The 12400-nt window shown below is 68.6% G+C and carries 13 protein-coding genes; 6 read left to right on the top strand and 7 right to left on the bottom strand.

The genetic code is table 11. From position 1 onward, the window contains the following. Positions 1 to 120: 120 nt before the first annotated feature. Positions 121 to 618, bottom strand: a complete 498-nt coding sequence (locus ACIP6U_RS48570; RefSeq protein ID WP_401729965.1) for a MarR family winged helix-turn-helix transcriptional regulator — start codon at positions 616 to 618, stop codon at positions 121 to 123. Positions 619 to 711: 93 nt separating this feature from the next. On the opposite strand from ACIP6U_RS48570, the gene ACIP6U_RS48565 reads away from it, so the two are divergent. Together ACIP6U_RS48565 and mltG are read left to right on the top strand one after the other, a co-directional pair. After that, complete coding sequence (locus ACIP6U_RS48565) at positions 712 to 2514, top strand: ABC transporter ATP-binding protein (protein ID WP_401729963.1); 1803 nt, start codon at positions 712 to 714, stop codon at positions 2512 to 2514. Between the two features lie 43 nt (positions 2515 to 2557). Beyond that, complete coding sequence (gene mltG / locus ACIP6U_RS48560) at positions 2558 to 3415, top strand: endolytic transglycosylase MltG (protein ID WP_401729962.1); 858 nt, start codon at positions 2558 to 2560, stop codon at positions 3413 to 3415. Between the two features lie 12 nt (positions 3416 to 3427). Here mltG and ACIP6U_RS48555 read toward each other — a convergent pair whose 3' ends face one another. The 6 genes from ACIP6U_RS48555 to ACIP6U_RS48530 all read right to left on the bottom strand — a co-directional run bounded on the left by ACIP6U_RS48555 (position 3428) and on the right by ACIP6U_RS48530 (position 8781). Beyond that, positions 3428 to 4567 carry an NAD(P)-binding domain-containing protein gene (locus ACIP6U_RS48555; RefSeq protein WP_401729959.1) on the bottom strand — a complete coding sequence of 380 codons (1140 nt, stop codon included), beginning with the start codon at positions 4565 to 4567 and terminating at the stop codon, positions 3428 to 3430. A gap of 102 nt (positions 4568 to 4669) precedes the next feature. Beyond that, a complete protein-coding gene (locus ACIP6U_RS48550; protein WP_401729957.1) occupies positions 4670 to 5818 on the bottom strand; it encodes an LLM class flavin-dependent oxidoreductase in 1149 nt (382 codons plus the stop codon). Position 5819: 1 nt separating this feature from the next. Next, complete coding sequence (locus tag ACIP6U_RS48545; RefSeq protein ID WP_401729955.1) at positions 5820 to 6845, bottom strand: ABC transporter substrate-binding protein; 1026 nt, start codon at positions 6843 to 6845, stop codon at positions 5820 to 5822. Between the two features lie 61 nt (positions 6846 to 6906). Beyond that, complete coding sequence (locus tag ACIP6U_RS48540) at positions 6907 to 7653, bottom strand: ABC transporter ATP-binding protein (RefSeq protein ID WP_401729954.1); 747 nt, start codon at positions 7651 to 7653, stop codon at positions 6907 to 6909. Next, positions 7626 to 8528, bottom strand: coding sequence for an ABC transporter permease (locus ACIP6U_RS48535; protein ID WP_401729953.1), 903 nt, complete (start codon positions 8526 to 8528; stop codon positions 7626 to 7628). The genes ACIP6U_RS48540 and ACIP6U_RS48535 overlap by 28 nt, the downstream gene beginning before the upstream one ends. Positions 8529 to 8697: 169 nt before the next feature. Further along, a complete protein-coding gene (locus ACIP6U_RS48530; RefSeq protein ID WP_350495123.1) occupies positions 8698 to 8781 on the bottom strand; it encodes a putative leader peptide in 84 nt (27 codons plus the stop codon). A 121-nt stretch (positions 8782 to 8902) separates the two neighbouring features. Between ACIP6U_RS48530 and ACIP6U_RS48525 the strand changes: the two genes are divergently transcribed. From ACIP6U_RS48525 to ACIP6U_RS48510, 4 genes are all read left to right on the top strand, one after another. Further along, positions 8903 to 9325, top strand: coding sequence for a YjbQ family protein (locus tag ACIP6U_RS48525; protein ID WP_401729952.1), 423 nt, complete (start codon positions 8903 to 8905; stop codon positions 9323 to 9325). A gap of 63 nt (positions 9326 to 9388) precedes the next feature. Next, positions 9389 to 10927, top strand: a complete 1539-nt coding sequence (locus tag ACIP6U_RS48520) for a recombinase family protein (protein ID WP_401729950.1) — start codon at positions 9389 to 9391, stop codon at positions 10925 to 10927. A gap of 102 nt (positions 10928 to 11029) precedes the next feature. Beyond that, positions 11030 to 11638 (top strand): hypothetical protein, encoded by a 609-nt coding sequence (locus ACIP6U_RS48515; protein WP_401729948.1) that lies wholly within the window; start codon positions 11030 to 11032, stop codon positions 11636 to 11638. A gap of 304 nt (positions 11639 to 11942) precedes the next feature. Continuing rightward, positions 11943 to 12347 (top strand): DUF2637 domain-containing protein, encoded by a 405-nt coding sequence (locus ACIP6U_RS48510; protein ID WP_401729947.1) that lies wholly within the window; start codon positions 11943 to 11945, stop codon positions 12345 to 12347. Positions 12348 to 12400 lie beyond the last annotated feature (53 nt).

Here is a 12400-nt window from a genome sequence, read left to right as displayed (position 1 = left end):
TGCCCCGGCGGTAACGCACCGGGCTCCGGCGGCGGGCTTACCCGGCGGGTACCCCCTCTGGGGCGGTGGGCCGCCGCTCCAGTCGTACGGTGCTGCGCCACACGGCCCGATCCGTCTTGTTCAGCAGGCGTGCCCGTGCTTCTCGTGGACGCCGGACGTCCCCTCAGTGAGGGTCCCGTCCACCAGGCCCCCGTCCAGCAACGTGTCCAGCAACGTGCCGAACACCTCCCGCTGCTCGCCCGTGAGGGGCCCCAGGATCTCCTCGGCCGCCGACCTGCGTGACCTGTGCAGGCCGCGCAGCGCCTCGCGGCCGTCGTCCGTCAGCTCGATCCGGATCACCCGGCGGTTGGTCGGATCGGGGACCCGGCGCACCTTGCCGTTCGCCTCAAGCCCGTCCACCAGGGTTGTCACGGCCCGAGGGACCACCTCCAGGCGCTCGGCGAGATCCGCCATGCGCGGTGGCGAGCCCCAGTGCGACAGCGTGCGCAGCAGCCGGGACTGAGCGGGGGTGACGCCCAGTCCCGCCAGCTCGATGTGCCGCTTCTGGATGCGGTGCACACGGCGGGTGAACCGCAGCAACTGCTCCGCGAGCAGGCCGTCGGAATCTGGCGTGGTCATGCGGGAACAATATCAGGATGAAGTTCATTGTGAGCATAGGTAACAATGAGCTAAGCTCCGTCAGTCCGCACCACCTCACCCTCCGTAGGAGCCATGCCCCGAGACGACATCAACTGGACCCCCGCCCCCGGCACCTCGACCGACGAACCCCGGCAGGTGCGCCGAATCCTCCGACTCTTCAAGCCCTACCGAGCCCGGCTCGCCGTCGTCGGCGTACTGGTCGGCGCGGCGTCCGTGGCCACCGTGGCCACCCCGTTCCTGCTCAAGGAAACGCTGGACGTGGCCATCCCCCAGGGCCGCACCGGGCTGCTCAGCCTGCTCGCCCTGGGCATGATCCTGAGTGCCGTCCTCACCAGCGTCTTCGGTGTGCTGCAGACCCTCATCTCCACGACGGTCGGCCAGCGCGTCATGCACGACCTGCGCACCGCGGTCTACGGCCGCCTTCAGCGCATGTCGCTCGCCTTCTTCACCCGCACCCGCACCGGCGAGGTGCAGTCCCGCATCGCCAACGACATCGGCGGTATGCAGGCCACCGTGACCTCCACGGCCACGTCCCTGGTCTCCAACCTGACCAGCGTGGTCGCCACGATCATCGCGATGGTCGCCCTCGACTGGCGACTGACCGCCGTCTCGCTGGTCCTGCTCCCGTTCTTCGTGTGGATCAGCCGCCGCGTCGGCAACGAACGCAAGAAGATCACCACCCAGCGCCAGAAGCAGATGGCCGCGATGGCCGCGACCGTCACCGAGTCGCTGTCGGTCAGCGGCATCCTGCTCGGCCGCACGATGGGCCGCTCCGACTCGCTGACCCGCGCCTTCTCGGAGGAGTCCGAGGGCCTGGTCGACCTCGAGGTCCGCTCGAACATGGCCGGCCGCTGGCGCATGGCCGTCATCACGATCGTCATGGCCGCGATGCCGGCGGTCATCTACTGGACGGCCGGTCTCGCCCTGCAATCGGGCGGCCCGGACATCTCCATCGGCACCATCGTGGCCTTCGTCTCGCTCCAGCAGGGCCTGTTCCGCCCGGCCGTGAGCCTGCTGGCCACCGGCGTCCAGATCCAGACCTCGCTCGCGCTCTTCCAGCGCATCTTCGAGTACCTCGACCTGCCGATCGACATCACCGAACGCGACAACCCCGTCCACCTCGACCGCGTCAAGGGCGAGGTCGCCTTCGAGAACGTCGAGTTCCGTTACGACGACAAGGGCGCCCCGATCCTCGACGCCATCGACGTCACGGTCCCCGCGGGAAGCAGCCTCGCGGTCGTCGGCCCGACGGGCGCCGGAAAGTCGACGCTCGGCTATCTCGTCCCGCGGCTGTACGACGTGACGGGCGGCCGGGTCACCCTCGACGGGGTCGACGTGCGCGACCTCGACTTCGACACCCTCGCGCGCGCGGTCGGCGTCGTCTCCCAGGAGACGTACCTCTTCCACGCGACGGTCGCCGACAACCTGCGCTTCGCGAAGCCGGACGCCACCGACGAGGAGCTGTACGCGGCGGCCCGGGCGGCCCAGATCCACGAGCACATCGCGGGCCTGCCCGACGGGTACGACACCGTCGTCGGCGAGCGCGGCCACCGGTTCTCCGGCGGCGAGAAGCAGCGCCTGGCCATCGCCCGCACGATCCTGCGCGACCCGCCGGTGCTGATCCTCGACGAGGCGACCAGCGCCCTGGACACCCGCACCGAACACGCCGTGCAGGAGGCCATCGACGCACTGTCGGCCAACCGCACGACGCTCACCATCGCGCACCGCCTGTCCACCGTCCGCGACGCCGACCAGATCGTGGTCCTCGACTCCGGACACGTGGCGGAGCGGGGTACGCACGAGGAGCTGCTGGAACAGGACGGGCGCTACGCGGCCCTCGTACGCCGGGATGCCCAACTGGAACCGACAAGCTGAAAATATGCCGGGTTTGTGACGATATGCGGGTTAACGTGCCCGCATGTACCTCAACACTCCGCCACGGAGAACGATTCGACTGACGCGCAGGGGCCGGCTCGTCCTCATCGCGACCGGCGCCGTCGTGGCCGGCACCGCCGTGGCGGTGCCGCTGCTGAGCCTGGACAGCGAAGGGGAGCCGGACAAGCCCACCGCGCTGGTCATCCCGGAGGGCTGGCGGGCCGGCCAGATCTACGACGCCGTCGACAAGGCCCTCACCCTGCCGCCGGGCAGCGCCAAGAAGTCCCTCGCCAAGGCGAACCTCAAGCTGCCGAACGACGCGGAGGGCAACCCCGAGGGCTATCTCTTCCCGGCGACGTACCCGCTGGCCGAGAAGGCGACTCCGGAGTCCCTGCTGTCGTACATGGTCGACACGGCCAACAAGAAGTTCAACGGGGCGCCCATCGCGGCGGGCGCCCAGCGCAACTCGATGAACGTCTACCAGGCGGTCACCATCGCGAGCATCGTCCAGGCCGAGGCGGCCACCAAGGCGGACATGGGCAAGGTGGCCCGGGTCGTCTTCAACCGGCTGGAGCGGGGGATGCCGCTCCAGATGGACTCCACGCTCAACTACGCCCTGAACCGCTCGACGCTGCGTACGACCAGCGACGACACGCGGATCGACAACCCCTACAACTCGTACATGCGCATGGGCCTGCCGCCCACGCCGATCGACAACCCGGGCGAGGACGCCATGCGCGCGGCCATCAGTCCGACCCCGGGCGACTGGCTGTACTTCGTCACGGTCAAGCCCGGCGACACCCGCTTCACCGCCGACTTCGCGCAGCACCAGCGCAATGTCGCCGAGTTCAACGCGCAGCAGAAGGGCGGGGCGGGCGCGCAGACCAAGCCTGCGAGGTGACCGGGCGGGGCGTCATGCGGCGGCCGACTCCGCAGGTTCGACCGAACCGACCGGCTTGGTGGGTTCGCTCCGCAGGGTCGGCTCGCTCGGCGATTCGGCCAGCAGTCGCCTGATGTCCCGTACGGCCGCCCGGCCGGCCCGGTTGGCGCCGATGGTGCTGGCCGAGGGGCCGTAGCCGACCAGGTGGATACGCGGGTCGGCGACCGCGCGGGTGCCGTCGACCCGGATCCCGCCGCCCGCCTCGCGCAGCCGCAGGGGTGCCAGGTGGTCGATGGCGGCGCGGAATCCGGTGGCCCAGAGGATCACGTCGGCGGCCACGCGCCGCCCGTCGTTCCACTCCACGCCCTCGGGCGTGATGCGGTCGAACATCGGCTGCCGGTCGAGGACACCGTCGTCGATGCCCTGCCGGATCGCGTCGTTGAGCGGCAGCCCGGTCACCGACACGACACTCTTCGGCGGCAGCCCCTGCCGCACGCGTTCCTCGACGAGTGCGACGGCCGACCGGCCGACGTCCTCGCTGAAGGGTCCCTCGCGGAAGACGGGCGGGCGCCGGGTGACCCAGGTCGTGGAAGCCGCGTAGGGGGCGAGCTCCAGCAGGTGCTGGGTTCCGGAGGCGCCGCCGCCCACCACGATCACCCGCTGCCCGGCGAACTCCTCGGGGCCGCGGTACTGCGCGGTGTGCAACTGCCGCCCACGGAAGGTCTCTTGGCCCTTGTAGCGCGGCCAGAACGGCCGGTCCCAGGTGCCGGTCGCGTTGATCAGCGCCCGCGTCGACCAGGTGCCGTCCGAGGTCTCGACGAGCAGCCGCCCGCCGACGCCCTCGCGCACCGCATGGACGTCCACGGGACGTCGTACCCGCAGGTCGAAGGCGCGCTCGTATGCGGTGAAGTACTCCGCGACGACCTCGGCGGAGGGGCGCGCCGGGTCGGCGTCCGTGAGTTCCATGCCCGGCAGCGCGTGCATGCCGTGCACCTTGCCGTACGTCAGCGAGGGCCAGCGGAACTGCCAGGCGCCGCCCGGGGCGGGGGCGTGGTCGAGCACCACGAAGTCACGCTCCGGCTCGAAACCGGTGCGGCGCAGGTGATAGGCGCTGGACAGACCCGCCTGCCCGGCGCCTACGACGACGACCTCGACCTCACGCGTGTTGTTCACGCTTGTACCAACGGCGGTGGGGCCACCGATCTTCCCGGTCCGGTGAGTGGCCCTGCCGCATCGAATCCCGCCGGCGGTACCGGTCCTGTCGGCCCTGCCGGCTCACCGCCCGCCGGCGACCAGAAGGGGCGCGGCGCCACCGACGACCGTGTCCTCCAGCAGCCCGCGCGCCGACAGCTCGGGGATCACGCCCTCCCCGAACCAGTACGCCTCCTCCAGATGCGGATACCCGGAGAGGACGAAGTGCTCGACGCCCAGCGCGTGGTACTCCTCGATCAGGTCGGCCACCTCGGCATGGCTGCCGACCAGTGCGGTCCCCGCGCCACCACGCACCAGACCCACCCCGGCCCACAGGTTCGGGTGGATCTCCAGCTCACCGCGCGAGCCGCCGTGCAGGGCGAGCATCCGCTGCTGCACCACCGACTCGCTGCGCCCGAGCGCGGTCTGCGCGGCGGCGATCGTGTCCGCGTCGAGGTCGTCGAGCAGCCGGTTCGCCGTCGCCCAGGCCTCGGCGGAGGAGTCGCGCGAGATGGTGTGCAGCCGCACCCCGAAGCGCACGGTCCGGCCTTCCCGCTCGGCCAGCGACCGGATCCAGTCGATCTTCTCCTTGACCTGCGCGGGCGGCTCGCCCCAGGTCAGATAGACGTCCGAGTGCCGCGCGGCGACGGGCCCCGCGGCGGGTGACGACCCGCCGAAGAAGATCTGCGGCAACGGGTCGGGCGGCAGCGCGGTGAGCCCGCACTCCACCTGGTAGTGCTCGCCGTCGAAGTCGTACGGCTGCCCCCGCCACACCCCGCGTACGACCGACAGGAACTCGTCCGTGCGCGCGTACCGCCGGTCGTGGTCGAGCCGGTCGCCGAAGCGCCGCTGCTCGGCCGAGTCGCCGCCGGTGACGACGTTCAGCAGCAACCGCCCCCGGGTGACCCGCTGATAGGTCGCCGCCATCTGCGCGGCGAGCGTCGGTGAGATGAGCCCCGGCCTGAACGCGACCAGGAACTTGAGCCGTTGGGTGTGCTGCGCGAGCGCCACCGTCGTCAGCCAGGCGTCCTCGCACCAGGTGCCGGTCGGCGTCAGTACCGCCTCGAAGCCCAGCTGCTCGGCGGCCTTGGCGATTTGGGCGAGGTACTCGATGTCCGGCGGGCGCACCCCACGAACCGGCGAACCGGCCTGGTTGGACCCGTAGGCGTGCCGGTCGACGAGCGTACGGCCGTCACCGCCCGTCGGCAGGAACCAGTGCAGATGGACGGACATGTCACGAACCCCCGGAGGTACGGGCCGGAGTGGAGGACGGGGGCAGGTCGCCGTTGTAGCGGGTGTCCACGAAGTCGGCGAAGTCGACCTTCTTCGGGATGAGCTTCAACTCGGTGAAGGTGTCCGCGATTTCCTGCTCCGAGGCCACGACTCCCTTGTCGACAGCGACCGTCACCCGCGTGGAGTTGGTGCGCTTCACCGAGGCCAGCGCCGTCTCATAGGGCAGCCCGGTGTCCTTCGCCCACACCTTGGCCCACTCCTCCTGATGGCTGTGGACCCACTCGGTCGCCCGGTCGAGCCGCGCCAGGTAATCCTTGATCGCGGCGGCCTTCTCCTTGTTCCCCAGCGCGCTCGGCGCCGCCACCTGGAAGGTCAGACCGTTGGTCACGCCCTGCCCGGTGGTCAGGACACGCCCCTGCTTGGCCTGGAGTACCTGAGAGGTGTACGGGTCCCACACTGCCCACGCGTCCACCTTGCCGGACGTGAACGCGGCGAGCGCGTCGGCGGGTTGGAGGTACTTGACCTTCACGTCGCTCAGCGTCAGCCCGGCCGCCTTGAGGGAGGCCACCAACTGGTAGTGCGCGGACGAACCCTGCGCCACCGCGACCGACTTCCCCTTCAGCTCCTGGGGTCTGGCCAGCTTTGAGCCGTGCGGTACGAGGATGGCGTCGCCCTCGGACGTGCCGTGCCAGGCGGCCACCACCGAGATCTTCGAGCCGGCGCCGGCCGCGAAGACCGGCGGGGTGTTACCGACGCCGCCGATGTCGACGGCCTTGGCGTTGACGGCCTCCAGGAGCGGAGGGCCGGAGGTGAAGGTGGACCACTTGATCTTGTACTTGAGGTTCTTGAGCTGCCCGGCGGCCCGCAGGATGGCCTCCGAACCACCCTTCTGGTCACCGACGTTGAGCGTGACGGAGCCCGAGCCGTCGGTGTCGGTCCCCGTGCTGGCGGACGAGTCCCCACCGCAGGCGGTGAGCAGGAGGGCGAAGGGGAGAAGCAGTGCGGCGGGGACGAGGCGACGTCGCATGGGGGTCCGTTCCGTTCATCTGGGTGTGGAGAGGAGCAACGGGGTTGTTCGGTGGGGGAGTTCAGGCGGCTTCGGCGGCGGTGTCGACGCCGAGCCGTTCCAGCAGACCGCCGCGGAGTTCGGCGAACCGGGGGTCGGTGATGTCGCGCGGGCGGTCGAGGTCGATGCGCTGCTCGTACGCGATGACGCCGTCGTCCATCACCAGGACGCGGTCGGCGAGCAGGACGGCCTCCTCGACATCGTGCGTGACCAACAGGACGGCGCAGCCACGCCGTTGCCACAACTCGCCGACCAGTCGCTGGGCCTTGATGCGGGTCAGCGCGTCGAGCGCGCCGAACGGCTCGTCGAGCAGCAGTAGATCGGGTTCGCGGACCAACGCCCGTGCCAGGGAGGCGCGTTGGGCCTCGCCGCCGGAGAGGGTCTTGGGCCAGGCGTCGGAGCGGTGGCTCAGGCCGACCTCGGTGAGGGCCTGCTCGGCGACGGAGCGGGTCGCCTTGCCGGGCAGTCCCAGCAGCACGTTGCGCCAGACCTTCTTCCATGGCATCAGGCGCGGCGCCTGGAAGGCGACGGCCTTGCGGCGCGGCACCAGGACCGTGCCCTGGATGTCACGGTCGAGGCCGGCGAGGATCCGCAGCAGCGTGGACTTGCCGCAGCCGCTGCGACCGAGCAGGGCGACGAACTCGCCCGGCCGGACGTCGAGTCGGAGGTCGTCGATGACGGCACGGCCGTCGAAGGAGCGGGTGAGCCCCTCGACCTGGACGGCGTGCGTGGCGGTGGGGCTCACCGGCCGGTGAACGTCGGTCGCCATTGCAGCAGCACCTTTTCGAGGGAGCGGACGATGAAGTCGGCCAGCAGGCCGAGGAAGGCGTAGACGATCAGGCAGACCACGATCACGTCGGTCTGCAGGAAGTCCCGCGCCTGCACCATGAGGAAGCCGATGCCCGCGTCGGCGTTGATCTGCTCGGCGAAGACGAGCGCGAGCCAGGCGATGCCGAGGGAGTAGCGCAGTCCCGTGAGCGCGCCGGGTAGTGCGCCCGGCAGGACGACGTGCCGGACCAGTCCCCACCGGGACAGTCCCAACGACTCGCCGGCCTCGATGAGTTGGGTGTCCACACCGCGGATGCCGGCGTAGACGTTGAGGTAGAGCGGGAAGGTCACGCCGAGCGTGATGATGGCGACCTTCGGGGCCTCGCCGATGCCGAACCAGATGATGAACAGCGGGATGAGACCGACGAACGGCACGGTCCGCAGCATCTGCACCGGCGCGTCCACCAGATCCTCGCCGATCCTGAACAGCCCGGAGACCAGGGCGAGTCCGGTGCCGATCAGAGTGCCGAACAGCAGCCCGAACGCCACGCGTTGGAGCGAGGTACCCATGGCCGAGGTCAGCGAACCGTTGCCGATCAGATCCCCGGCGACCTGCGCGATCCGCCCCGGGGACGCGAGCACGTCGGAGGTCAACACGCCCGTGCTGCTGAGGAGTTGCCAGAGCGCGAGCAACAGGACGGGTCCGGAGGTCCGGCGCAGCCAGCGCGGGACGCGGGTGCGTCGGGAGGAGGCGGGGGTGATGGGAACGAGGTCGAGGTCGGCGCCCGGACCGCCGCTGACCACATTGTCCTTCGCTGCGAATATAGGCGATATGTCGGGTTCGGAGGCGTCAGGCGGCGCATGGCTGATGCTCATGGGGACTCCACGGGGAGGAGAGCGGCCGGTGGGGGCGGGCCTCGGTGCCGCCACACCGGCTGAACCGACGCCGATCAACGTCGATCAGTACGGATCAGTGGGCGTGCGGGCATGCGGCGTACGAAGGCCGAAAGGTGAGAGCCGGAGAAACGAGGGGGAGAAAAGGGCGTCAGCAGCCGCGGCGACACGCGGCGGAGGCCACCCGCAGCAGGTCGATGTGACCGCGCGTGGTGAGCAGAACTGAACGCAACATGCGGCGAAAGTAGTCAGATCGTCGGGCCACGGTCAATGGCGTCTCGCGGACTGGACCCCTCGTATCAACCGGCGGTCGCCCGCTCGCGTGTCCGGCCGGGCGTATGGGTCAGGATGGGGGCATGCCAGATGCCTTCACCACGCGCGTCCTGAACATCACCACGGGTTCGAGGGAGCGGGTCGTCGACCTCGCGGGCGACTGCGAGGCGTTCCTGAGGGAGGTGGCCGCCGACCGCGACGGCCTCCTCAACCTCTTCGTCCCGCACGCCACGGCCGGAATCGCGATCATCGAAACGGGCGCCGGCAGCGACAACGACCTCCTCGCCGCCCTGCACACCCTCCTGCCGGCCGACGACCGCTGGCAACACCGCCACGGCACCCCGGGCCACGGCCGCGACCACGTCCTCCCGGCGTTCGTGCCACCGCACGCGACGTTGCCGGTGGTGGGTGGGCGGTTGGAGCTGGGGACTTGGCAGTCGGTATGTCTGGTGGACACCAACATCTCTAATACCAACCGTCACGTGCGGTTGAGCTTCCTGGGGTAGGCAAGATCATCCTGGGGGTGGCCGTCCATTCTCCGTACCTTGTGTGCGGAACAGGAGAAGGGGATGTCCACCACCAGATGGGACAAGATCGAGCGTTCCTACGACGGATGCGGAAAGTGCCTGCTGGGAGTACGACGACTCTCGCGCATGAAGGCGGCCACCTCGTCGCCTGAGCGACAGCGGGAGGACGTCCTCACGGCTGCGGAAGCGGTCGGCGGCCACATCATCGGCTGGGCCGACGACTGGGAAGTCTCAGGCGCCACCGATCCTATGACGCGACCCAGGCTCGGGCCCTGGCTCCGTGACGAGCGTGGCCCGTACGACGGACTCGTCGCGGCTGCCGTGGACCGGCTGGGCCGCAATGTCGTCGACTGCCTGAACACGGGCTACAAGATGCGGGACGAGGGAAAGCTGCTCGCCACGTACGGCCACGACGGCCCGTGGGACCTGGACGACCAGGTGGACGAGAACCGTTTCACGGTGGAGGCGTGGGGTGCCCAGATGGAGTTGCGGGCGATCCAGCGTCGCAACCGCCACACCACGGTCAAAATGCGTGCTGCGGGCCGTCCGAAGCACAAGCCGTCCTACGGATTCCAGCATGTGCGGACCGTGATGGGCGGCAAGGTCGACCGCGTTGAGCTGCACCCGCACGCGGCAGCGGTGATTCGCAACGTCGCTCGCCGCATCGTTTCGGACCCAGAGAACATCACTCCGAGCAGTGAGGCCGCGCGCCTCAACCGGGAGGGCGAGTTATCGCCGAGGGATCATCTGGCGGTGATGTACGGGCGCCCGGCGCGAGCCCGTCCTTGGTACCAGACGAGTCTGCGGGCCGTGCTCATGTCAGAGGCGGCCCTGGGCTACTTGATGCACAAGGGCAAGCCGGTCCTTGACGAACGTGGCGAGCCCGTCCGTGTGTGCGAGGGGCTTTGGGACCGGCAGACCCATGAGGCCTTGAAGAAAGCCATCGTGGCGCGCAAACGGCCCGGTCGCCGATCGAATCGGCCGCACCTCCTGACGGGGCTCGCGCTCTGCGGCAATTGTCGCAATCGCCTGTACACCTATACGTCGGAACTTCTGCCGGCACGCTACGTCTGCACCGCTCGCAACAAAGGGTGGCCGAGCGGGCGGGGTTGTCGACCGGCACCGCTGATCCGGACGACCATCCTGGACGCGGTGGTGGAGGTTTGGTTCCTGGCGACATTCGGCGACGGCATGATCGTCGAGACGGTCTACGACCCGGGCAACGGCGTACTGGAGCGCATCGCCGAGCTGCAGGCCAGTAGGGCGAGGCTCCGCGCGGATCGACAGACTGGTCTGTACGACTCGCCGGATGACGAGGAATGGTTCCGTAAGCAATACGCAGCCATGGGACAGGAGTTGGCAGACCTGGAACTTGAGCCGCAGCGGCCCTCAGGGATGCTCCAACGGCCAACTGGCGAGACAGTCGCTGACCGTTGGTACGCGGCCAAGGACGTCCAAGCGCGCAAGGAGATCCTCCTCGACTTCGGCGTACGCGTCACTGTCTTCCCGGTGAGTGCTCCGGTTCGTTGGGTCGTGGGAGTCATACACGGACCGGAACGCGATCCGCTCAGCGCTGCATAGCGGAGCAGCGCTCCTCGCTTTACACGAGAATCCCGGCACGGCCAAGTCCCCAAGCCCGTCTCAACCTTGAGTCCACAAATCTCGATTCTGAGGGGAGTGGGCGTGGCCGAGACGTCATTGGCTGAAGAAGTGGTCGGTCGGTTTTGGGCAACGGAACCCACCGCACTCTCTGTGCCGTTGCCCGGTTGGCTTCTTGTGACGGAGGACGAAGCCGTAGCCGTCACCGTTGCTCGCCTCTACGACGCCAGACGACGAAGCCCGCGGCTGTCGGCAAATGACCGTGAGCTGCTGTTGAGTGCTGAGCGTATCCCCATTCTCCTGGATGAAGGGAGCTACGTGGTGACCCGCTTGATCCTCGGCGACGACATTGATCCCGCGCATGTCTGTGATGGGACGACTTTCCTGGACCCGATGGCCCAGACGGGAGAGCCGTGCGGTTGTCCAGGATCGCTTGCTGATCGGAGGGCGGCAGCTCGATCAGGGAGCGGTCCCAAACCCGATGTGAAGCTGTGCTTCCGCCTCACAGAGGCACCGGAGATAGGAATGTTCCTCTTCACTTCCTCCTCCTGGCCATTCTTTGAATCGGTGCGCAGAGCTGTGAGTGATAGAGCGAATACGAAGAGCGTGAAATGGACGATGCGACTGCAACGAAATGTGTTGACGACGAGATCCGGTATGACGGTGCGTTTCACCTTCCCTTTGGTGTCGTGAGTGCCGATCGGAGAGGCGTACTCTCACGGTTTCGCTTTGGGTACTTGATAGGGAAGGCGGCACTCGATGTTGAGGCATTGAAGGGCGCGCGGCAGGGCGCCGTCGGCGCCTGGCGCCATGACATGTTGTTGAACGAGTCCTCCCGTGAGGGGAGTTGGCGCGACGGTAGTCTCGTGCACTCAGCTCGAGCCACACCAGCCCGCCCGAGCGTGTCTAGGCGTGCTTGGTCTCGGCGCGAGCGGGCCGATTCTGAGACCGCAGCGGTACAGCAGGCGCTGTGCTGCCTCCGCGAGGAGGGTCCCCGATGAGGGCGTGGAACGAGAGATCACGCGAAGCATCTTCTGAGGTCCGCGGTGTTCCCTCCACCTCCGTGCACGATCGGACCGGTCTTGAGACGTGGGTGCGACGTGGCTGTGCGCTGGTGGTGGCGTCGGTGGCTTCCTATGCCTCGTACGTGCACCAGCGGACCTTTGCTCTTCAGGGCGGGGCCGACTCGGTGAGCGCGACGTTGTGGCCGTTGTCGGTGGATGGATTGTTGCTGCTCGCGACAGTCGGGTTGCTCAACTCGCCCCGGAGTGTGAGGCGTCGTGCAAGGGCTGTCGTGTGGCTGGCGTTTCTGCTGGGGATCGCGGTCTCGTTGGCGGCGAACGTCGCGGCAGCTCCTGCAGGTCACGTCCGCTGGAGTGGTGTATTGACGGCCACTAGGTGATCTCGTCTTTGAGGCTATGCGGTGAGTTCGGTGGGCATGACGGTCTCGTCGGT

This window comes from Streptomyces sp. NPDC088794, from assembly GCF_044750545.1.
Classification (GTDB): Bacteria; Actinomycetota; Actinomycetes; order Streptomycetales; family Streptomycetaceae; genus Streptomyces.
The sequence above is the reverse complement of the archived record's forward strand: the minus strand, read 5'-3'. Positions and strand labels throughout refer to the sequence as shown.

Coding starts and splice junctions, on each gene's coding strand:
- ACIP6U_RS48530 (WP_350495123.1), bottom strand. CDS start 8,781: ATGTTGCGTTCAGTTCTGCTCACCACGCGCGGTCACATCGACCTGCTG.
- ACIP6U_RS48520 (WP_401729950.1), top strand. CDS start 9,389: ATGTCCACCACCAGATGGGACAAGATCGAGCGTTCCTACGACGGATGC.
- ACIP6U_RS48550 (WP_401729957.1), bottom strand. CDS start 5,818: ATGTCCGTCCATCTGCACTGGTTCCTGCCGACGGGCGGTGACGGCCGT.
- ACIP6U_RS48540 (WP_401729954.1), bottom strand. CDS start 7,653: ATGGCGACCGACGTTCACCGGCCGGTGAGCCCCACCGCCACGCACGCC.
- ACIP6U_RS48570 (WP_401729965.1), bottom strand. CDS start 618: ATGACCACGCCAGATTCCGACGGCCTGCTCGCGGAGCAGTTGCTGCGG.
- ACIP6U_RS48565 (WP_401729963.1), top strand. CDS start 712: ATGCCCCGAGACGACATCAACTGGACCCCCGCCCCCGGCACCTCGACC.
- mltG (WP_401729962.1), top strand. CDS start 2,558: ATGTACCTCAACACTCCGCCACGGAGAACGATTCGACTGACGCGCAGG.
- ACIP6U_RS48535 (WP_401729953.1), bottom strand. CDS start 8,528: ATGAGCATCAGCCATGCGCCGCCTGACGCCTCCGAACCCGACATATCG.
- ACIP6U_RS48510 (WP_401729947.1), top strand. CDS start 11,943: ATGAGGGCGTGGAACGAGAGATCACGCGAAGCATCTTCTGAGGTCCGC.
- ACIP6U_RS48525 (WP_401729952.1), top strand. CDS start 8,903: ATGCCAGATGCCTTCACCACGCGCGTCCTGAACATCACCACGGGTTCG.
- ACIP6U_RS48545 (WP_401729955.1), bottom strand. CDS start 6,845: ATGCGACGTCGCCTCGTCCCCGCCGCACTGCTTCTCCCCTTCGCCCTC.